We start from the raw sequence: 22410 nt of genomic DNA, 5'->3' as shown, positions 1-22410 counted from the left end.
AAGGATAGCCCATAACATTGTTGAAGCGGTCTAAAGATTCTCTGTAGTAAGTGTGAATCCTTCGATCACGGCATCTTCGTCAACCTCAATCAAAATGCAGCGTCTCCCATGATAATTCACTTGCTTCACATATTTTAAATCCTGCGGGCTGACCGAAATCGTAGCTACCTTTGTATCGATCTTAATCGATTTGGTAGTAAATTTCGGCATTACGCTGCTCGCCTTCATCTCATAATGCTTATCGTCAACGATCGTTTCAAACGCCCGTTCCACTTTTTCCATTGTCACGTTCTCTACGCCACTTACCGTCAGTACACGTTCCAGATCTCTATAATCGAGCTTTGGAGGTTCTTCCTTATCGTCGTTGGTTTCGATGACCTGATGGATCTCCTCGTACACCTGTGCGAGAGTGGTTGCATCAAGCTGCTCGCCCGCCACTTCCTTCACGATGTCTTCGAATATAGCTCTCTCTTCCAGAGCCGTATTGGATCTTTCGGCATTCAAGACCTCTCCGACAAAATGCGGATCCGGGAAGTTCGATTTCCCCGTACAATACAGAATGCGGTTCACATCGGAATAATTGTCCGTCACGCTTGGGTAAAAGAAACCTTGCTCCGGCGTACTTAACTTGACGATCGGATCTACAATGATATTGTACTTGAACTCCCGCTCCACGTAATCAAACAAGAGAGCTTTCCGTTGTTTCTCCGTGGAATTCACGCTGCATAGGATAAAAGGATGCGCGAATAGTTCGTTTTTCTCACTTTCCTCGGCTTCATCGTTTCTATCTTTAGTCGGGCGGAAATACTGTCCGCGAACGAAAGTGATCACCGTATCCCGTTCATAATGAGTATCCGCCATCATTCTGTCCACCAACAGCAGCATCAGGTCCTGCCATTCATCCGGATCCCCTGTCACCAAAGCTTGATGAAGCATCACCTGCGCTGGCTCCTCCGCTTCCGCTTGAAACTTCAACTCGAACAATTTCTGATCCAATTCACCGGTCAGGAGTTTTTTGAAATTGCCCATATACAGCTCCTGCTTCTCTCTGTCCACCATTCCAAACGGCTGGCGCTCCCAATGATAGATCTCGTTGCTTTCCTTCATAATATACACGTTGAGAATATCGTAAATACTCATTAAATCGTGATCCAGCTTAAATTGCTTGCGTATATGCGCGACTTCTTTCTTTATCATGATTCGTTAGACAACTCCTAGGAAGATTAATTGGTCTTTTCAGTATAAAGGATAAAAAAAACCTTCGCTATATTAGTTGAAGTTAAGATTTTTCTATTAAGGTAAGTGCGTGACTGAGGTGAATGTTTGGACTTCCCCTCCATTCGTGCTCGTACTCATCAATTTATCGCATGCTCTAATGCATAGTCTTCAAGCGGAATATCTACCTGTTGATTCATGGCCAGCTTGGCTAGCTGCTCACCAAGAAAGGGTCCCATCGTTAATCCGGATGACCCTAGTCCATTAGCAACAATTAGTTTATTCCATCCTTGAACCCTGCCTAACACGGGAAGAAAATCTGCAGTAAAAGGACGGAACCCTACTCTTATCTCATTTAGGCTACAATCCGCAAGACCGGAAGCCGTTTGCAGACCTTTATTTAATATTTCTTGCATTCCTCCTGCGGTTACAGCAGTATCATAACCTACGACATCATTTTCGTGAGTAGCACCTACCACGATATTTCGATCCGCAAACGCAAGTATATATTGATCTGTAGGCGGCATTACCACAGGCCATTGCTCTGTACTCGCTTGTTGAGCAAGCTTCAAATGCATAATTTGAGCTTTTTGATAACGCACCTGGAGCATGATCCCAAGCGGATGAAGCAAAGCGTTAGACCAAGCCCCTGCGCACACAATCACTTCATCCACTGTGAATGTCTGTTCTCCTACGCTAACCCCTTTAATTGCATGATCAGCATGCTTTAAAATAGCATCTCCCTCAATCATTTGCGCACCATTACGCTGAGCAGCTCTTAGCAAAGCATCACGTAATTCACGTCCGTTCACTCTTGCTGCACCCGATACATGCAGCGCATGATAACCTTCCGACAATAAGGGAAACTTCTCTTGCGCTTCAAGATCCGTCAGCATCGTAAGTTCCCCTATTTCAGGGGCGTCCTCTCTGCGCAGCTCCGCTCTTTCTTTCATCGCGAGTAACTTTTTCAAATCCTCATGAATACATATCGCTCCTACTTTTGCGTATCCAGTCTCGGTTTCTCCAGCCTCTTCCAACTCTTGAATAAGTGCCGGATAAAAGCTTGCTCCCGCTTTAGCAAGACGATACCATGCTTTGTTTCTGCGTTGAGACAACCATGGACAAATAATCCCTGCTGCTGCATCCGTTGCTTGTCCAACATCCTTACGATCTATAATGATGACCTCAGCACCTAACTTACTTAGCTGATAAGCTGCTGAAGCCCCTAATATCCCTGCACCAATTACAATAACCTTGTTCATATTCGAAGTCCCTTCAGTTATTCATTTTTTTAATCATTCACTACTTACCCATTGTATCTTAAATTTGACATTTATAATGAATTATCGTACTATAAATCTCACTCAGTTAAAAGTACTTTAATTGGAGTACTAAAATAAAAGTGTTATTCAGAAGAAAGAAGGAATACAGTTGAAGTTTTCACAGTTTTTGAAGTCCAAAGGGGCCATTGGTTCTATTTTTATGGGTGTGTTCTATGCCATTGCGATGCTTGGTATTTTCTTACCAGGGTATACAGCACTTCCAGGGAACATGGATGATTTAAAAATTGCTATCGTCAATGATGATGCCGGTCAATATGGGGCTCAGATTTCGAATCAGTTCTCGGAGAGCTTACCATTCAAAACGATAAAAACCGATGTATCGAATAAAAAGGCGATGGATGAATTAGAACATAATAAGTTAGCTCTAGTTGTCCATATTCCAGAAGAATTTTCCGCCAACGTTCAAAGCGGTAAGGTATCCGCAAGTATTGATTTCACAGTCAACGAAGCTTCTGCCACCATGGTATCTTCCGCCATGTCTTCCGTTGTAGGAGAAATTAACAAACAATTAAGCGCGAACTTCTCAGAGCAAACCGCAAAAGGTGTGTTAATGAACTTTAACGTACCAGAAGAACAAGCCACCGCAATGGCTACACAAATTGAAAATAGTTATGTCGGGAATTATGTTGTCATCAATGATGTTCCGGACGGCATGCACAACAACATGCTACCTATGTTCTTAACTATGGCTGGTTATGTTGGGGCAATGATTGCCTCCATGCAATTAGTTGCTTCTTTTAAAGCGAACCGCGGGAAAGCAAGCAAGACAAAACTGTTTATGTTCGTTCAACTCACAGCATTATTAATCGCTGTATTATCAACAGTCGTTGCTTTAACCATTGCCTTCTCTGTTGCAGATGTAGACCTATCCTTACTGTTACCAGTTGCTGCTCAGCAAATTCTAATGTATATGGCTGCATTTAACGTGTGTGCGATTATGGTCTTCCTAGTTGGCGAAGGCGGTATGGTCTTAAATATTCCAATTCTGCTCATGCAAACCATCGCCAATGGCGCTACCATGCCTCGTGATATGATGTATACACCATACGATTGGTTCGGCCGCATCACCCCGATGTATTATTCTGTGCAAGCTTATTTGGCACAAATGTTTGGTTCTATTAGTCCAGCACCCTTCTTATGGGGATTAGCAGGCGTATTTGCCGGGGCTATGATGATTAACATTGTTATCGTCCGGTTTGTTCATAAATCTGTACCTGTGACTAAAGAAACTATACTGCCCGTTGAAGTTAAAAATACAGCTGAAATAACCGCCTAGGTTTGGTAAGATAGAGTTTAGCCAACAATTAGGAGTGGGTTCTGTGATGTCAATTCAAATTTATATCTTAAGTAAGTTAATGGATGAAAATAATTATCCTTATAAATTAAAAAAAGAACTATCCACCCCTATTCCATTTGATACATTGCTAAATCTATCTGAAAGCAAACTATATTATCATTTTGAATCCCTTACGAAACAGGGCTTAGTTGAACAGGTAGAGATTATCAAAGAAGAACATCGCCCAGACAAACAGGTGTTTTCCATTACCGATAAAGGGCGCAAGCAGCTCCCGCTCAAAATTTATAAGGTAATAGAAGATGCAGAATCTATTTCAGATATGATTGTTGCTCTTGTGAATCTTCGTTTTGTAGAGACTGATAAAGTGATCCCGATTATCGAGAAGAAAATTGAACAGTCACTTATAAAAAAAGATCAATTAAATCAAATTTACCAGCAAATAGATGTAGATAGCTCCACCCGTGACGTCGTAGATTTCATGGAAAGCTACTACGCTTCTCAACTAGAGCAATCTATTTACTGGTGGAAAGATCTTTTAGAAAAGCTGAAAACGAAAACTATATAAAAAAGAATGCCTTGGATTATAGCATAATCAAGGCATTCTTTTTTATATCCAGCACCAATCGCAAAGTTTTTTTCAATTATTCACTTTTAATCAATAAATATAAAAAGTATGGAGCACCGATTAAAGCCACGATCACTCCTGCTGGTATTTCAGTATTGGCTACCACCATTTTACCAAGCGCATCTGCAATAACAACTAATCCGCCACCGATTAATAAACATGCGGGAATCATTATTTTATGGCCACGAAAGAGTCGTCTAACTAAATGTGGAACTACTAGTCCTACAAATCCAATACTCCCACTAACAGCAACCGCTGGTGCCGCCAATAAGACACTACACACTAAAAACCAAACACGATATTTATTTAGAGATACCCCTAAACTAATGACTACAGGATCGTTAAGCCTTAGTACATCCAATATAAGATGATTCCGAATTAATAAAGGCACAATAAGAAGTAACCAAGGCAGCATAGCATACACGTGACTCCAATTACTATTCCCTATGTTCCCTGCCAGCCACACCTTAATCATCTGATATTGCGAAGGATCTAGTACGAAGGTTAACACAATCATAAATGCACTAATCGCAGCCGCAACAGCAATACCTGTATAAATTAATCGAATGGGAATAATGCCTTGATTGCGATCATAGGAAAGCATAAATAATAGAGCGACAACGATAAATCCACCCAATAAAGCGTACAGTGGCTGAACATAAGTATGTAAGCCGGTTGAGCTATTTTGTAACAGCAAAAATAACATCATGGATAATCCAGCACCAGCATTTATCCCCAATATGCCCGGGTCTGCTAAAGCATTTCGGCTTATGGCTTGCAGCAGCATTCCTGCTATTGCCAACGCGCCACCCACTAGAAAACCCAAGATCATACGTGGAATACGGAACTGAAAAAGTACAAGCTCCTGCCTCGGTGTTCCATTTCCCAATACGGTTTGCCATAACTCTTGTAAGCTTAAGCTGCTTTGACCAGTAGATACACTATATATAAAGCCTAGCAGTAAAATGATTGCTATAATTATAAATTTCCATCTTAGCTTCACTATAGTTCCCGCCTTTCTTTACGTGCCAAATATAGAAAGAACGGAACACCAATAACCGCAATTACAGCACCTACAGGGATTTCATAAGGGGCATTTACGATACGTGCCACTAAATCAGCAAGCACAACAAGGGTGGCTCCCAGAATCGCGGATAATGGAATAATATAACGATAATCCACACCCACTATGTAACGTACCAAATGCGGAGCAATTAAGCCCACAAAGCTTACAGATCCAGCTAAAGCACATGAAATCCCAGCCAACATAAATGCGGATAAAAGCGAGAGATTTTTGATAAGCTTAATATTAACGCCTAACCCTTCCGCTGTCTCATCCCCTACAGATAGTATAGTAATCGACTTTGAAATTACGATGGCAAGTAATAGCGCAAGAAGCATCCACGGCAACATTTGCTGTAAATGAGCCATACTAATGCCACTTAAACCTCCTCCATACCAAAAAGCCACCTGCTGTGCCACTGAAAAAAAGATACTTATTCCTTCACTTAGGGCAGTTAGCATTGCAGAGATGGCAGCACCCGCCAATACAAGCCGAATAGGCGTCATGCCTCGTTTACTTAATAAACCAACACTAAAAACTAAACCCGCTCCCAATCCCGCACCTAGAATACAGAGCCAAAGTGTACCTGTAAATGTAAGCGTCGGCAGGAAAACCATAGCAATAACTAATGTGACCCCTGCCCCAGCATTTAACCCAAGAATCCCCGAATCGGCTAAAGGATTGCGACTAATCCCTTGAATAATCGCTCCACTTACTGCAAATCCAGCGCCCGTTGCCATAGCGGCAAGTACCCGGGGTAAACGAATGGATTGGATCACCTGATGAGTAGAAGCCTTATCATCAAAAGCGATGATCGACATGAATACATCTGCAAAGGGTATTTTTTTCGCGCCAAGGGCCATAGCAAGCACTAATACGCCTATTAATAGGAGGAGCATGAAGATTAGCAATACTAAAAAGGAGAACTTTTTTTCTCCTGCTAGTGATGATTTCTGAACATTTGCGGCCAATGTTTCCAACCCTTTCCCTTCACTTTACAAAAAGAGCCAGCCAAGGGCCAGCTCAGATGCAAACGATATGATTTCTAACTTAAGTCAGAGGATGTGGTAAGCAAAAATTTGACGGCCCGACTAATCGCACCCGAGATTACACTTACATGCTCCTCTTGCTCAAGCAATGCCCAGCTTACTTCAAAGCTTGGAAGGTGTAAGGCCATCATACTGTTACATAAATCCAAGCTATCCTTGACCATATAATCCAGCTCTTCTCCACCGGCAATCATAAGCGTTTTAGGTAACTGACTTAGCGTATTGCTGTGTAAATCAGCTTTAAAACTCTCATACTCCTTTAAAAGTGCGTAATCATTCCACCAGATGGAAGCACTGCTTGCAATATAATGTGAGAACAAGGTGGGTTGTGTAAACAAAGCATGCAGCACAAATAATCCGCCAAAGGAATGACCAAACAATGCTTGCTTCTGCTTATTGATAACGAACCGCTGGGCAATGGCTGGCATTAACTCTTTTTCAAAAAAGGCTAGCAGCTCATCTGCCCCGCCAAATGCTGGCCAAGGCTCCCCGTTGGGACGTTTCGGTAAATTCGCAAGCTCGGCTGGCATGGTTAAATCATAGGTTCGACGCAAGGTATCAAACGCCTCACCCCCAGGATAACCAATGCCAACAACAATCGCGGGTGGATAGCCTTTAGGCTTACGCGTCAGCAATCGGGTGATTTCTGCTGCGGTTTCAAAAAGTCCATTACCGTCAAGAACATAAATGACACCGTAGCCATCTTTTGCAGGCTCATCCAAAGGCTTGGCAATAAAAATTTCATAGTCCTTATTGTTAGCTTTACTCGTGATCAGCATCGTTTCATAGTTTGGTTTTACATACGGTTTGATAATCATGGCAGCAGGAACGCTACAATATCGTCCATCGTTTTTTGATAAGCAATTAATCCGCTAGATCTCCAGTGATCGCCATCCACCTCGAACACTTTACCTGCTTGAACTGCCGGCAGCGCCTTCCATAAAGGACTAGCTTTAATGTCTGCCAGGAAGGCATCTCCCAGACCATCATTATCGTTAATGAAAATATAATCAGCATCTAAATCAGACAGCATTTCCAGCGAAATATCAGCGGACATTTCACCTTCTACAAGAGCACTTTGAGCAAAGCCTAGCTCACTCAGCACATAACCCCCGTAATGGAAGTTACCCACTAAAAAGATTGCGCGGGCATTCGCATTAATATAAATTGCTTTTTTACCGGCAGAAACGCTGGCTAACTGTGCTTTAGTTGCTTCCAGCTTTGTATTGTAAGCAGCAATAGCTTCTGTTGCTTTATCCTCTAAACCTAGCAATTTCGCAATCGTTTCTGTCGCTTCCACTACATTGCCGAGTGCATTCTTAAACACGTAAGTTGGAGCAATTTGCGAGTAGTTTTCATAAACACCATTTTGTGCATAAAAAGCAGTGGGGAATATAATTAATTCCGGCTCCAAATCGACTACAGATTCTGGAGAGGGAACACCATTAGCAAAGCTGATTTCTTTTACACCACTTAACGTATCCTGTAGATACTGCTGCGGTCTTACACCCGTGGACCATTGGGCTACTGGGGTTACACCAAGGGTAACTAAGTAATCCTCTAGACCAGGGGCATACACCTTTTGTACAGTCCCCGGAATGTTTACTGTATTGCCAACTTGATCAGTTACTACAAACGCTTCTCTAGCCGCTACTTCCGTTTCTTGTACAGCGGGTTCCTCCGTTGCAGTTGCACTCGTTTCGCTAGTTGTTGCTGGAGTATCTGTTGCTTGCTGATTCGCTGTATTATTGCCGCCGCAAGCTGTTAGTAGAATGGATAATAAACCAACCATTACAACATAACTTATTGTTTTTGTATTAAACCCCTTCATGATAGACCTTCCCTCTTTCTTATATTCTCAATAATAATCATTCTCAGTATTGAGTGTATAAGAGATAGGACGCATTGACCATGTAACATCTTATGATTAGACATGTACATTTTCAAGGTATCATCATTACTGCAACTTCCTCTAGCATTCGTTTTAAAGCCACAGGAGAGTATTCAAACCAAGGATCAGAATGAATAATATAGATTAGTTGCTGCTTAATAGCCTCTAACTGTCTGAACCCAACCTCTCTCTGCAAATGATGCCATGTCGCTCGTGACTCATCATCGGGGCATATAATCGTAAATAGCTTATCTACCTTCAATCTACTTAACTCTTCAAAAGTAATCTCGGCATTATATAGACCAGGCTGCTCATAACTAGATTCTGCACCCAAATCCTGAAATAAAAGATGTTGAATACCTGTATTACAATAAGCAAAGATTTGCTGCTGATAGATACGTATAACTAGAACTCTGGGTGGTTTAGTGGCCCAGTCTAACCTGCGCCGAACGTCTTCCAATCTTGCCCTATACTGCGTGATCCACTGTTTCGCTTCTTCTTGTTTATTTAGTCGGGCAGCAAGTTCAGTTAAGGCTACTAAACAATCTTGCTTATCATCCAGCCAATAGATTGGAAAATGATCCTCTATCTGTTTTACCAGCTCTGACGACAGATCTTTTGGAGAAATAAGAAGATCAATTGGCAAATGCAATAGCTCATTTGGGCTGCAATAATTTTTGTTTTGGGTCAAGATTACCTTATGCTCGATTTCTTGCGACCACAAATTATAGTAGTACGGTGTCCATTTTGCACTTAAGGGTGCAGCAAAAGGGACCACTCCTGCCGCATGTAGATATCCCATCATATTCCCAGTTACAACACCGATATTTGATTTTTGTTGGCTGGAATACATCGTTGGGGAGATCCCTTCAACCTTTTTGAACACTCGGCTAAAATAAAACTCATCACTATATCCAACCGCTTCTGCTATAAACTTCAAGCGAACGTCTTGTTTCTGCAATAATTGTTTAGCCTTTTGAATCCGCAGCTGAGTAACATACTCCATTGGACTTTGTATATATTCCTGTTTAAACGCCGAGGAAAAATAACTGGAGCTAAGACCAGAAAGATTAGCTAAATGGGCTAAAGACAAGTGCTTCGTGAAATTCTCTTCTATATATTTTCTAACCTCGCTTAAATCCGTCTTTTGCGATTGTTTTTGCATGCTGTCACCTCTTTACTGCTTATATAAATGCACATAACTCTTTATTCATTCATTAATTGATAATCATTATCAATTATACTTTTGTTTTTGGGGGGTGGCAATGGTTGGGGAACGTTCTATAAAAGTGTGCTCAAAAAAGAAGACGCTCAGGGGACTAATCCCCTCGCGTCTTCTGTGTGTAACTATAGGCTGCTGCTGCCCGGAGTAAGTCTTTTATTTTGAATCTACAGCCGGAGCCGGAGCTGCAACTGCTGCGCCATTCTTTTGCAAGTTCTCCTTCACTTGACCTTGCTCTAAAGGCTGAACAGGCGCACCAATGTTAAAGCTATCAATGATTTTCCCTAGTGTAGCTTGGTCAAAATCTACTTGGGAATACAACTCTACTGTATAGCCATCCTCTTCCCAAATCACAATTCCATTTGCAAAATAAACTTTAGTCCCGTTGATTACTTCTGTCTTCACTTCTTCTGTAGTGCTGATCCCATTGTCGCCGCCCTTGGAGATTAGAAAATTCACAGCATTCTCACCGGAATTATACTGCACTTCAACCATGCTGGTCCCCTGAAGAACACAATTCATAAACTTATAGTCTCCCATCCAGTCGGGTGCCGGGAAGTTCATGCCAAGTGCTGCACGTGCTTCATCTAGGCTCAACTTAGCTGCAACCGGCAATTCAATGACCGCATTCTCCCCGCCTTGGGCATCTTCAGAAGGAGTCATTGACTGTGCAGCCGATGGGATTTCCTTATCGTATTGTGTGATTTCGAGATTTCCCACTTCAAACTTTGCCATGATCGACTGGAACATATCCTGTGCATAGGAGGTTGCAGAGAAAGCTCCACCCAAACAAATTACTGCACTGCCAATCACTATTGCATTTCTCCAGCTGCTTTTTTTCATCGTTATCCCGTCCTTTATCTCTGATTGGGGGTTAAGTGCCCCATGGTCCAATTTGTATATCAAGCGGTTATAGATTCTTTCTTTGGAGATAGTGCTGCCCTGTTCGGCATTCTCAAGCAGTTCTATGGTCTTACTGAATTTGGTGAGATCATCTTTCTTATTCATTTTTGAACCCTCCTGCCTTTAAGGAAATATGCAGTTTTTTCAAGCTTCTATATACTACGACACCGATATTGGACTCACTAACTCCCATGATCTGTGCAATTTCGGAATTTTTCAGCCCAGCCCCATATTTCATTGCAATGATATTGCGTTCCTTCTCACGCAGCTTGGAGAGCGCCTTGAACAGTGCCTGATTATTATCCTCACGGATCGCCAGCTCCTCAGGAGACGGCTTGGGAAATATAAGCTCCAGCAACGAATCCAGTGAGGTATAGCTTCTTTTCTTCTGCGCCCGAAAGTAGTCCGTCACAGCATTTCTTACAATGGCAAACAGCCACACCTCAAAATTCGATTTTTCTTGTGAAAAACTATAATACTTACACATCACAGTCTCAAACACCTGACTGCATATGTCCTCTGCCGCGTGGTGGTTATTAATCCGATAACAGATATATTTGTAAACACGTTGGTAGTACGTATCATACATCCGGGTAAATTCCTCTTTGGACATGATAGCTTCACGTGATTTTTCGGTATTCATGTAACGCTCCACTTTACCCTGAATAACCTCCATCTCCACCCTCCTTCCACCTCACCTTCATCGAAAAGCTAAACAAATTGCGCAATTTGTTGTGAAGAAACTTACATATGTTAATACGGAAAAACGGGCGGAGCATTAACAAAATGTTTTGATAATTGTGGATAGTGAGTAAAAAACGCGGAAGCCAGCGGCTTTTTTCAACATTCATTCAATAGAAGATACAGCAACTTCGAACCCAATTTGTGGGATAAGGGGAAATCTATTATGAACAAGGTCAGCTGATGTTTCGGCGAGCTTATAGGCAAGTGGACGAAACAATGGCGGTAAAAGAGTGTTATCCGCGAAAGCGTTGATACTAGAATTGCGAGGTGGATATAGGGAGGTAAAAAAGGGGAGAATCTCTGCGTTACAATTAATTTCATAATTTATGTACTTCAATTGTTCAAATGAAATTCTCTTTCATTTCATTTATAATTTTCACAGCACTAATCTTCCAATTTAATCTGTCACGAACCAAAAAAACAATAATTCACCGGAGTATACCTCTTTTAGCACATTTTGCGAATTATACACCATCACTTCAAAACCAGAAGCTAGCACGAATACTTAAAGTATTCGTGCTAGCTACACTATAGCCAATTCCACTTACGTATGATTCAGCTTGAGTTCGATGATGTTTTCGTTCACCTTACTACATTTTCACTAACCTTAAATATTCCGAACTTCAACAACCTTCCCTAAGTCCACATACTGCTCATGATCCAACTTCACCTTCACTCTGCCCTTTCGGCGCTTCTCACGCCATTCACGAAGATCTCCCTCCGTTTCTAAGCGAAGCTCCGCGATTTCCAAGGCACGATCCAGAATATATTTACTCGTATAGAGCACCGTTTGTATTCTTTGACCACCTAGCATGATAGGAGACGTAATTGCTTTCCATTCCTCAACCGTAAATCGTACATACAGATCTTCTTCAGTACCCGGGCGACAAGGAACCTCTTTAATCTCATTACGCCGCAGCACCTTCCAATCCGCTACTTTCCCTACCCAGTGAATCCCCGTTTTTACAGGATCAATGAACTTTTTGCGGGATTGGCACATCGCTACGTATTCAATTTGCGTTAGGATCTTCTGATTTGCAAGATTCCTTAACGGCATGTGATAAAAAGCTTTCTGCAGCGCCACTTCCACTTGTTCGGGTCCCCGGACAGAACCAACAAGCACATTTTTGCCCGCAAGCTGGTTGGCATAGTATTCTTTCGTGCCGCGCGGACGAGTCGAGCGTTCATAAGCTTTTTCCGGACTATCCTGAATAATCTCATCCAAGAATCGCTCCATCAGGCTTGTAGAATTCGGTAGGAATGGCAAAGCGCCAATATTCAATAGCTCGATGCTTTTGTAGAATTGGTGGGTCTTATATCGCTCCTCATCCGGGTAGGGGAATAACACATAGGCGCCAAACATGCTTCGCTCATATTCTCCCGATCCCTTCTCCTGATACACAATGGCATCCCGATAACGGTGCATGGTGTTGATGTCATCCTCTTCAGGACCAGGCTGCCTATAAGTGCGGTGATAGGAAGTCCCTTCATAAGCCGGATTTAAGCGATATTTCGCATCAAAAACATACTTATACTCTTTGATTTTGCCAGCATCCTTCTTCTTCAGTGTCAGCACATTATCCGGACGCTGGCTGAGCGTCGGGGTCCTATCCGAGCTAGGAATCGCATTATAATACAGGATGAACTGCTCTCCGTTAACTGGATTCTCGTACACCATCTTAGCGCTCTGTGAGCGGTCAAGTGTAACAAAAATACCGTTCCGATTCACCTTAATAATATCCTGCTTCACCAGTTTGTACTTCTGCCCCAGGAGCTGATTCAACTTGAGGAAGCACCAGTATTCATAGAGCTGCGCGACATCCTTCATAGACAGGCGCAGCAGATCGCCTTGGATCGACAGGCCTTTGAGCAGCATGAGATAACAGCGATAGACTTCGCGGTATCCAGGGGCCATCTGCAGCACCAGTGTAACGGACATCTGCCTCAGTACTCCAACCTCACGTAAAAAGTCCATCTTGAGCACCCGCTCTAGTTGAGTGAGCATGGTGTCTAACCTTTTTATAAGTAATGGATCTGGGGTTCGGTTTTTAATCTTCCAGCGACCCTTGAGCTCTTTCAGCTTTCCATGAATGCGTTCCAGCATCCAGCGGATGAACCTATTCTCATTAGTATCATAGGCGAGACGTCTTCGTGTCTCCATTAAATGTGTGGCTGTGTAATTTCGGCTGCCGATGGTCAAGAATCCATGGTTCATGTCTTCTCTTAATCGTTCGGGATGCTTCGCGAGCTCGCGGATGTTCTCTCTTCCTGCCTTTTTGACCCGATTAGCATCCACTAGTCGGCGGTCCTGGAGCAGAGCGTAATGGGGATTCTTGTTAATCCGCTCAACCGCATCCAGAAGCTGTCTAAATACATGCTGAAGTATGGTAAAAAACTCCGTCAAGCTCTGATGCTGCGTCTCCCGCAAGCCTGTTAGTTGGTAGGTTTTGCGCAAAAAATCAAAAGCCAAATTATAAATCTGCTCATTCACTTCATTTAAAATATTCTGGTAATCCAGCTTGTAATCCATTTTTGAGGGAAAGATCTCCATCTCTACCCGCAGCAAAGCCTGTCCTGAACTACGGATCTCCCATTCCGTCAAACCGACCTCATTCCCAAAGTTCAGCACACCCGCAAGAATAGACTCACCTAGGGGCTTAATTGCCTGCCGAAGCAGCACATTTTCATGATAAAAAGATAGGTTAGCAGCGGTCTTCTTCTGAATCACCAGCTCATACGACTGTGTCTCATAAAAACAAGGAAAAACAGACTCCCCCGGCTGCCAGTCCACCATTCCGTGGACTTCAGGGGAAAACACTTTAATCTGAACCTTACCAAGCCGTTCGGAGCAAACAAGCCCAAGCTGCGCATTCACCCACTCCTGACTAGAAGAACGATGAAGCTGCAAGGTCTCCACCGTAGGATGATAAGGCCGTCCTTGCAGAAAAAGCGTAAAAAGCTCCGTTTCTACACGGAGCAATTCTACCGCCTGATTAAGAGAGCCAGTATGAGGTGAATCCATCTTCCTCCAGCCTCCTAAGCATAAAAGCCAATTTACGCGCACTTTGTGGATGTTTGGCCGTAGGGGGAGTTTGTCCAGCAGCCCATCTCATATACAGCGGAGTAGCATCATCCATAAAAGCTGGGAAGTCTACTGTAACACCAGATCTGGTACTCAGAGCCTCTTTCATCAAGTTCAACAATACCCGGCGAACCGATGAATGGCTCCCTTGAATGCGCGGCAGTATCTTTTGCAGCAGTTGCCAGTCAAAAGCTTCTTCCTCACTCATCAGCTTGTACCGTTCGTTATAGATCATATAGAAGCAAATCGCATCGCGTACCCGGAAACCTACATGAGCAAGGACATCCTCAAGCAGAGCATTGATCTTAACCAATCTCTCTGTCGTCCGAACAACTAGCTCCTTGTTGGCATCATAGGCATCCACTAGCTGCAAATAATCGGAGCGCAGAAAAAGATGATTCAGTTCGGCAAGATCAGCGGGATCATCCGTCTCTACCTGCACACCCAAATCCGGATACTGCTGCAGATTAATATAATTGAATTCTATTGTATTGGCTCGATCCAGTACCTTTTTGCTAAAAGGATGTGTCGTTTCGTCCATATTCACAGTCCCGATTAAGAACACATTCTCCGGGATACCGAGGCTGCCAAACTTCACTTGATCCTCAGGCGTATCCAGCATGGTAGAAGATATGAGATCCTGTGTCTGGATCTTCCCCTCCTGCCAGTCCTGTGTTTCCAGCACACTTAACAGGTCACTGAAATAATGCTCTACCCGCGCCAGATTCATCTCATCCATGCAGATAAAATATGGCTTATGCTGATTCTCCGGCTTCCGCGCCTCTACTAATACTTCCGTAAGTGGACCTGGTTTGAACCTGCCCGAAAGATCCTTGTACCCCAGCAGATCCGCAGGATCACTCCAATCCGGCCGCACTGGGATCAAGGTAAACTGTCCGTTAGTCCCCGTTGCACCAAGAGCTTCTGCAAACAGCTTCACCAACCGAGTCTTCCCTGTTCCGGATATGCCTGCCAGAATGACAAAAGGCTTAGTCTTTAGCGAGAGGTAAAAGTTTTCAATAAGGTGCTCAGGGAAGAAGAAACCTTTGCGACGGATGTGGGTTTGGATTTGTTGGAGGATACCTGTTACTTGTTCATCCTGTAAGGGCGCCGCTTCTTGCGTCACTACTTCCACTTCCTCATTATCAGCTACATTACCTGTAGAAGTCACAGTGTCCACATATAGACGGTAATCTTCCATCACATTCTCGAGATCTTGGATTAGTTGCTCGTCATTCGGAACGGCTCCTCTTTCATACTTGATGTAAGCGACAGTAGACACCTGATAATCTTGACCTAGACCACTATCTACCAGGTGTATATTATCATCCTTATTCATATGGTTCAGTGAAAGGAGCCCTTGTATGTCTTGTGTTCGAGATCGCAGATAGGCATAACCATCTCTACGCCCCTTCTCTTGAATAGGCGCCGTCACTCCTTGATTAAAAGTAAGATAGACAGCACTCATATCCTCAGCAAACAGATACACAACATACTCCCCACGCTGAGTTGTTTCCGTGATCCGCTTATCCAGTATTGCAAGCCAAGGAACTGTTGCCCAATTCCCTTGGCCAACAGAACCTTGAATTTTATATTGATCATCTAAGAATGGTAACGCTTTGAGCTCAGAAGGAAGTGTCTGACGAAATAACGTACCTAGTGCATGACTTGCAAAGGTTTCTTTTTTGGCAGAAGTGTACTCCGCCATGATCTTCTCCAGATAACCTTGCAAAGAGAAATGCTGCAAAGCGGCATTATAAGACTGGAGTTCGTCATTAGCTAGTCTCTCTAATTGCGATAGCTCCTCTTCCCCTAGCTGTCTTTGAATCTGGCTATGAAAACCTATGGTGTTATCCTCCGAGTTCACAAACAAAATATGCGAGAGCGCATTAATTGGACTGTTAATAATATCTTTCAGCTGGCTTTTGGGTGCATCACTCCATAGTTCTCGACCTGGTGGCAGATCTACCCGGTTTCCACTATCCTGTTCAGCTATAAAGTAGTTAAGAAACCGCTGCTTCACGTGATCGTACGATACGCGCTCCAGATTAGAAACTCTTAGCTCTTCGATTAAGGATAGAATCAAGACCATCTTGTATGATTTTTGCTTACGTTTGAAAATCTGCGTGACTGACTCCGGTAATGGCATGTTGTCCTCCAAGGCTAGTTAACGATTTTTAGTAGTCGTAATCTTTTCTACATGAAGTTTGCGAATCTTTGAGTCTGTGATATTCGCTTGGATCAGTTGGTCATAGATCGATTCAATCTGTAATTGAGGCCTTAATATAGCCATAGTTTTGCTTTAGTGGATTATACATCTTGTAAAGGTTACCCACTAACCATTGTTGATCCGTCCGCTTACCTTTAATTTCTCCATTGTAGTTTTTCGTCTTTCAATGACAAATAAGCAATACGTAGTCATCTGGATTTACAATATATTTGGTAATTCGACAATATGGGAATGTATTCCTTCCAATCATGCATATAAGAAAAAGGACTGTCGCATGGACAGCCCCAACATATAGTTAACGTATACCTTGTAATTCCGTCTTAATCCGAGAGAACAGAAGGAGCAAATGCATTAGCAAGCTGCATGCCATCCTTAAGCCCCTGTAGATATAAAAGTTCATAAACAACAGATTGCTTTAAAGAAACTTTATCCTCCCAATTTTCAAACTCTGGCTTACGTGCAATATCCATGGAGACAAATAACGCTTAGAAGGCCTTACTCTTCTTCAAAAGAATGTCTATATAGAAAAACATTCAAATTTATAACGGCCAATATATTTTTCTTAACGGTATTAATGTCCGTGTCTCTGAATCAAATTGATCATAGTATTGTGTTACTAACTCCGCGAGCAGATCCAAGTCTATTAACGATAAAGGAATATTCGATCTTTCCGCTTCATATTTTGCTTCCTTTGTGAATCCACCACTAGATACATAAATCCCCCGATCTCCTACTCTTAATCCTCCGGTAAAACTACGTATTTGATTAGATCCCATACTGCCAGAACGGTGCTTTACTTCCACTATAATTCTGGGTTCTTCAAGCCCTAGACCATCTGGGGATGCAAAAATATCTCTTCCCCGGTCCGGCCCTTTGGGTGATATTCGTGTCTTGTAGCCCATTCCTCTAAGGATGCCCGCAACAAGTTCCTGCATTTGCTCCCAGTCTAACTTAGCAATCTTATCTTTGATAAATTCATTGGACTTCTCAATGACGTCTTCCTTAATTAGCTCTAATTCTTCGGCTTCTTCCTCCGTCTCAGCTTGCACAGACTCGATGGGTTGACTTGGTTGATTACCATCGGTCTGTCCGATTACCATTTGTTTGAGCAATTCCTTCTGAACATCATTCGGGATAGATATAATAGTCATTATGGAACCAAGCGTATTCCGGGCGCTTGCCGTCAAAACATCTCTAGATACAGTCCCCTCCCAATCTATTCTGCGAATATGAGGCTTATCCGTAATATAATTTGGCTTAAATTCATAATTCGACTTGATTCTTCCTATGTAATAGAGTCGCTCTTCAGGATTATATGTGATTACTTGGTCGTCTATTTTAAATTCACTTACAAAACGAAAAATCTGACCAGCAGTAATATTGATCTTACCCTCTTTATATCCAGGATACCGTACCTTCAAAAGCCTCTTCATCTCTTGCAGTGTATTTACCCCACCGATATCTCCCAATGGAGCCCAACCAATCGCTACAGCTTGCTTATCTTTAAATTCATTAATAAGATATGCCCTTTCTCCTGCTCGAACAAGCCACATACTTTTCATAGTGGACCTCCCTTTATTCTCTGTACATGAAGTTTGCGAATCTCGAAATCGGTAACATTAGCCTGAGCCAAACGATCATATATAGTTTGGATCTGCGCCGCAGAAATAGGAGGTTCAGGGGTTCCCGTTTTTAAACTAATCAACTTCCTAGAGATAAACTCACTTAGTTCCACATCATAGACAACCAGTTCGTCCGAGTGGATTTTCCGAAGATCCGGATCAATACTGAACCGACATCTCATAGTGAATGAAATCATAGAGATAAATTTCACTGCAGCTATACCTTGTATCAGGCTCTCGATGGCCTTGATATGTCCATAGTTTTGCTTCAGCGGATTATACATCTTGTAACGGTTGCTCACTGACCATTGTTGATCCGTTCGCCCACCTTTAATTTCCCCATTGTAGTTTTTCGTCTCAATGACAAATAAGCAATACGGGGAAATAACGATATGATCAATCTGGGTGTAACCTGTTCGAGACTTGGGATTAGGGAGCATTAGATCGCTTAACGATTTACACTCCTTAGGTAACTGGTCGAGTTGAATATTGATTTTATGCTCACCTAACTCTCCAATTCGTGTGGAAGCAACCTTCGGTTTCGACTTGGGAGTTTGTGCCTTACGCACTGCCTGTGGTGGCTTAGTGTCGGATTTTTTAAAGAGAGACAATAGCGCTTTAAACATAGCAAAACCTCGTCTGATATAGATTTACAATATGTATGGTTATTCGACAATATGGGAAGATATCCCTTTATTCAAATCATGAATGGAGGTCTGCCCTCTTTTTAGATGAACAGCATCTAAAAAAACAAAAATTCCAAATATATATATAGAAAAAAAGACTGTCGCATTGACAGTCCGAAGATAAGATATGCATATATCCCCTTTGGTTCCGATACCTATGTGCTTCTCCGCTACCCGCAGGACATGTCTTAGTCCGAGAGAACTGAAGGGGTAGTAAGGGCATTTGCAAGCTGCATGCCATCCTTTAGTCCTTGAAGATATAGACGTTCATAAAGAACAGCTTGCTTCGATTGAAGCTTATCCTCCCAGTGCTCAAACTCTGGCATACGTGCAATATCCATGGAGTCAAATAACGTTTGAAAAGCTATGCGCTCTTCTTCAAAAACATGCCTAGGCTCGGATTGATGTTCAATCTGTGCGGTCACCTCATCCACTCGACCTTGAATCGTCTGTAAAAACCATGCAGGAAAGCTCAACATATCCCCTCCAAGATAGAAACTCAAACGAAATGACGCTGCATGTCCGTTTTTTTCTTGGTACATCCGATTAATCAGTTCGTCAACCTTACGACTCTGGGCCTGAACCGCTTCATTGCTGCTTAACGGAATTCCCTGCTCCAGTGATTGCTGTCCGAGTTCATTCAGCTTGCGCTTTTCCTCCTCATATTTGCACATCAGATGTTGCATTGCACCCCCACCTTCCGGGAAAAGCTATATCTGTAGACGATGTATGGAAATTTTAATGCGTTTATCGGTTTATTTTATTTTAATTCGATATCCGCATTAAAACAATACTTACCTCGCATACAATTTGGTTAAATTGTGAGGTGACACCAAAATGAGGCATCGCAAAGAGCCCCCGGGTGACAAAAATATCATTGGAACCCGAGTTGTAGCTATTCGAAAAGCTAAGCGAATGAAGCAAAAGGATTTCCTTGCCAGGTTGCAAACCTTCGGTTTAGACATCAGTCCAACCAGTTTATCGCGATTGGAAGGTCAATATAGACTTGTGCAGGATTATGAGGTGGTTGCCATTGCGAAAGCATTGGAGGTTTCTGTTGGAGAGTTGTTGGGGGAAGGTTAGTGAAGTGATAGTGGGAGATAACTCTCTGTTTTTGGAATAGATCGTTATTTTCATTTAAATAGATACTACATAGATCTGCAAATTTTTTATGCAAAATCCCTGAAGGGATTTATTATTCAGATATAGACACGTACCTACGACGTCCAATAAAATGGAGGCCTGAGGCAATATCTGACCCCCAGATTTTATCCTTCGGTCCGCTTTCAGGTGTCATTCATCGTGCTATGTAGACATCAAATAATACATAGTTAGAACAACGATATACCAACCTATCGCGTGGAATTTATTCCATAGATTCAGATTAAAAGACGATCAGTAATCTGCACTTTGCAGAAACTGATCGTCTCTCTTGTCTTACAGTCCTTCTTCTCCGTACAAAAAAACCGAGAAATAACACTATATTTTGAAGTGTCTTTTTCTCGGTTATAGTATATTCATTCGTTATATTAATTAGTTAGGTTGCTCTTCCATCGCTCTAATGGATTCATCCACCTTCACCATCATGGAACATTCGACTCTTTTGCGGAAGACGTCACAGCTGAAGTCATAGGTACCAATTAGGGAACCCGTCGCGTGCAGCGCATTGGCGGGACAACCGCCGCTACAGTAGAGCTTCGCCCAACAGTCCTTGCATTCCGGCTTCGAGTAGCAGTTGCTCTCTTGGAATTGACATTGCAGCTCAGGTTTTATGATGCCATCCCAGAGGTTCCCCATGCTATACTCTTCATCCCCGACGAACTGGTGGCAAGGAAAAAGCTCTCCCCAGGGAGTAACAGCAAGATATTCCGTTCCTGAACCACAGCCAGTGATTCTCTTCTGGATGCAAGGTCCTTCCGAGAGGTCAAGCATGTAATGATAAAAGGTAAACCCCTTGCCTTGCTCACCGCGCCCGATCATTTCCTTGGCCAGAATTTCGTACTGATTGTATATCTCCGGGAGGTCTTCCTCGGTAAGTGCATAGGGCTCCTTTGGATCACAGATGACCGGTTCCATCGAGATTTTGTCAAAACCAAGGTCTGCGATATGAAATATATCATTGGTGAAATCGACATTATTACGCGTATAGGTTCCTCGTACATAGTACTCTTGGTCTCCGCGCTTACGAACGAATTCCTGAAACTTCGGAAGAATATGATCGTAGCTGCCTTTTCCGTTTACCGTTTGGCGAAGACGGTCATGAACCTCTTTTCTTCCATCCAGGCTTAATACGACATTGTACATTTCCTGATTTAAAAACTCAGTGACCTCATCGTTCAGCAGCATCCCGTTCGTCGTGAAGGTGAAGCGGAACTTCTTTTTGTATTCTTGTTCTTTACTTCTTGCATAAGCTACGATCTGTTTAACCACTTTCCAGGCCAAAAGCGGTTCCCCGCCGAAAAAGTCGATGTCCAGGTTTCGATGATGACCCGAATTTTCAAGCAGGTAATCGATAGCTTTTTGTCCAACCTCATAGCTCATGATCGCTCGATCTCCGTTGTATTTCCCTTGGCTGGCGAAGCAATAGTCGCATGATAGATTACAGGTATGCGCAACATTAAGACAGAGCGCCTTAACATAAGTTTTTCGTTTTTTTAAATCAAGCGAGAGGTTCTCATACTCATCTTTTGTAAAGAGCTGTCCATCATTTATAAGCTCCTCGATATCCACGATGGTTTCTCGAATGTCACTCTCAGAAATGGTGGAATCATGCTTATATTTCTCCAACATCATTGTCACGATTTGGTCGACAGAAGTTTTCTCATAGAGCGCTATAATTTCATATGCTAGGTCATCAACAACATGTACTGAGCCACTGTAAGTGTCGAGCACGATATTGTATCCATTTAGTTTATATTGATGAATCATACTTGCTAATCAAGCTCCTTTTGCACACAAGTAGAAACGGCTTTGCCTTCCTTTAGAGGTAGCATCCATTTCTTAAAAATAGCCGCCCATCAGCAGAGCAATGGGCGGTAAAATTCCGAATCCTATCTGTTCATTGCATTTTCACACTTCTGGTTTGCAACGCCGCAGGAAGTTTTACAAGCGGATTGGCAAGATGTCTGGCATGCGCCGCATCCGCCGTGTTTTGCGGTATCCATCAGTTTGCGGGTGCTTAGTGTTACGATTCTTTTCACGATAAATAACTCCTTCTTTAATTTCTTGTGATCACTTTCACTTAATTTCCATGGAACATCGTAGCAACCTCACGTAAGTACGTCTATGATGCCCGTCACCTAACAGAGTAGAGAGGCATTAAACATATAAACAAAGTAGCATCAATGCTAATTCCCGTTCAGTCTTTCATGCTTGTGATCGTAGGATGCCGTAGCGGGAACCAGAGTCAGAGCAATACTAAAAAAGTGAAACAAAAAA

General features: G+C 42.7%; 21 protein-coding genes. 3 read left to right on the top strand and 18 right to left on the bottom strand.

Going from position 1 to position 22410, the window contains the following annotated elements; all coding sequences use genetic code 11:
* Window positions 1–30: 30 nt before the first annotated feature.
* Together NYE72_RS03605 and NYE72_RS03600 are read right to left on the bottom strand one after the other, a co-directional pair.
* Window positions 31–1197 (bottom strand): DUF4317 domain-containing protein, encoded by a 1167-nt coding sequence (locus tag NYE72_RS03605; protein WP_076098718.1) that lies wholly within the window; start codon window positions 1195–1197, stop codon window positions 31–33.
* A 158-nt stretch (window positions 1198–1355) separates the two neighbouring features.
* On the bottom strand, window positions 1356–2477 hold the full coding sequence (locus NYE72_RS03600) for an FAD-binding oxidoreductase (protein WP_339211325.1): 1122 nt from the start codon (window positions 2475–2477) through the stop codon (window positions 1356–1358).
* A 169-nt stretch (window positions 2478–2646) separates the two neighbouring features.
* Here NYE72_RS03600 and NYE72_RS03595 point away from each other — a divergent pair, with 169 nt between their 5' ends.
* A complete protein-coding gene (locus tag NYE72_RS03595; protein ID WP_339211323.1) occupies window positions 2647–3834 on the top strand; it encodes an ABC transporter permease in 1188 nt (395 codons plus the stop codon).
* A gap of 46 nt (window positions 3835–3880) precedes the next feature.
* The gene (locus NYE72_RS03590; RefSeq protein ID WP_076098721.1) at window positions 3881–4420 is read left to right on the top strand and encodes a helix-turn-helix transcriptional regulator; all 540 of its coding nucleotides are present in this window, start codon (window positions 3881–3883) and stop codon (window positions 4418–4420) included.
* A gap of 76 nt (window positions 4421–4496) precedes the next feature.
* Here the strand turns inward: NYE72_RS03590 and NYE72_RS03585 are convergent, their stop codons facing one another.
* The 14 genes from NYE72_RS03585 to NYE72_RS03520 form a co-directional block, all read right to left on the bottom strand.
* Window positions 4497–5483: an iron ABC transporter permease gene (locus NYE72_RS03585; protein ID WP_162164281.1), complete on the bottom strand. Its 987-nt coding sequence runs from the start codon at window positions 5481–5483 to the stop codon at window positions 4497–4499.
* Window positions 5483–6523 (bottom strand): iron ABC transporter permease, encoded by a 1041-nt coding sequence (locus tag NYE72_RS03580; RefSeq protein WP_339211321.1) that lies wholly within the window; start codon window positions 6521–6523, stop codon window positions 5483–5485. The genes NYE72_RS03585 and NYE72_RS03580 overlap by 1 nt, the downstream gene beginning before the upstream one ends.
* 65 nt (window positions 6524–6588) lie before the next feature.
* Entirely contained in the window at window positions 6589–7410 is an 822-nt protein-coding gene (locus NYE72_RS03575) for an alpha/beta hydrolase-fold protein (protein WP_339211319.1), read from the bottom strand.
* Window positions 7407–8423, bottom strand: coding sequence for an ABC transporter substrate-binding protein (locus tag NYE72_RS03570; RefSeq protein ID WP_076098725.1), 1017 nt, complete (start codon window positions 8421–8423; stop codon window positions 7407–7409). Before NYE72_RS03570 ends, NYE72_RS03575 begins: the two co-directional genes overlap by 4 nt.
* Before the next feature lie 112 nt (window positions 8424–8535).
* Window positions 8536–9648 (bottom strand): helix-turn-helix domain-containing protein, encoded by a 1113-nt coding sequence (locus tag NYE72_RS03565; RefSeq protein ID WP_076098726.1) that lies wholly within the window; start codon window positions 9646–9648, stop codon window positions 8536–8538.
* Window positions 9649–9861: 213 nt separating this feature from the next.
* A complete protein-coding gene (locus NYE72_RS03560; RefSeq protein ID WP_076098727.1) occupies window positions 9862–10713 on the bottom strand; it encodes a hypothetical protein in 852 nt (283 codons plus the stop codon).
* On the bottom strand, window positions 10706–11284 hold the full coding sequence (locus tag NYE72_RS03555) for a sigma-70 family RNA polymerase sigma factor (protein WP_081382382.1): 579 nt from the start codon (window positions 11282–11284) through the stop codon (window positions 10706–10708). The genes NYE72_RS03560 and NYE72_RS03555 overlap by 8 nt, the downstream gene beginning before the upstream one ends.
* Before the next feature lie 675 nt (window positions 11285–11959).
* Window positions 11960–14374, bottom strand: a complete 2415-nt coding sequence (locus tag NYE72_RS03550; RefSeq protein ID WP_076098728.1) for a restriction endonuclease-like protein — start codon at window positions 14372–14374, stop codon at window positions 11960–11962.
* A complete protein-coding gene (locus tag NYE72_RS03545; RefSeq protein ID WP_339211316.1) occupies window positions 14346–16583 on the bottom strand; it encodes a DUF3578 domain-containing protein in 2238 nt (745 codons plus the stop codon). The genes NYE72_RS03550 and NYE72_RS03545 overlap by 29 nt, the downstream gene beginning before the upstream one ends.
* A gap of 112 nt (window positions 16584–16695) precedes the next feature.
* On the bottom strand, window positions 16696–16803 hold the full coding sequence (locus NYE72_RS03540; RefSeq protein WP_339212050.1) for a hypothetical protein: 108 nt from the start codon (window positions 16801–16803) through the stop codon (window positions 16696–16698).
* A 181-nt stretch (window positions 16804–16984) separates the two neighbouring features.
* A complete protein-coding gene (locus tag NYE72_RS03535) occupies window positions 16985–17134 on the bottom strand; it encodes a hypothetical protein (RefSeq protein ID WP_176462595.1) in 150 nt (49 codons plus the stop codon).
* Between the two features lie 69 nt (window positions 17135–17203).
* On the bottom strand, window positions 17204–18226 hold the full coding sequence (locus NYE72_RS03530) for a restriction endonuclease (protein WP_076098730.1): 1023 nt from the start codon (window positions 18224–18226) through the stop codon (window positions 17204–17206).
* Entirely contained in the window at window positions 18223–18912 is a 690-nt protein-coding gene (locus NYE72_RS03525) for a nuclease-related domain-containing protein (protein ID WP_339211314.1), read from the bottom strand. Before NYE72_RS03525 ends, NYE72_RS03530 begins: the two co-directional genes overlap by 4 nt.
* Window positions 18913–19160: 248 nt before the next feature.
* On the bottom strand, window positions 19161–19658 hold the full coding sequence (locus tag NYE72_RS03520) for a hypothetical protein (protein WP_036684797.1): 498 nt from the start codon (window positions 19656–19658) through the stop codon (window positions 19161–19163).
* A 151-nt stretch (window positions 19659–19809) separates the two neighbouring features.
* Between NYE72_RS03520 and NYE72_RS03515 the strand changes: the two genes are divergently transcribed.
* On the top strand, window positions 19810–20055 hold the full coding sequence (locus NYE72_RS03515; protein WP_036684794.1) for a helix-turn-helix transcriptional regulator: 246 nt from the start codon (window positions 19810–19812) through the stop codon (window positions 20053–20055).
* 450 nt (window positions 20056–20505) lie between these two features.
* On the opposite strand, the gene scfB is transcribed toward NYE72_RS03515, so the two are convergent.
* Together scfB and scfA are read right to left on the bottom strand one after the other, a co-directional pair.
* Entirely contained in the window at window positions 20506–21900 is a 1395-nt protein-coding gene (gene scfB, locus NYE72_RS03510; RefSeq protein ID WP_036684793.1) for a thioether cross-link-forming SCIFF peptide maturase, read from the bottom strand.
* Window positions 21901–22022: 122 nt separating this feature from the next.
* Window positions 22023–22172 carry a six-cysteine ranthipeptide SCIFF gene (gene scfA / locus NYE72_RS03505; RefSeq protein ID WP_076098734.1) on the bottom strand — a complete coding sequence of 50 codons (150 nt, stop codon included), beginning with the start codon at window positions 22170–22172 and terminating at the stop codon, window positions 22023–22025.
* Window positions 22173–22410: the final 238 nt, after the last annotated feature.

The organism is Paenibacillus sp. FSL L8-0333, assembly GCF_037965665.1.
Classification (GTDB): Bacteria; Bacillota; Bacilli; order Paenibacillales; family Paenibacillaceae; genus Paenibacillus_AQ; species Paenibacillus_AQ odorifer.
Note: the sequence above shows the minus strand (reverse complement) of the source record. Positions and strands in the feature narration are given on the sequence as shown.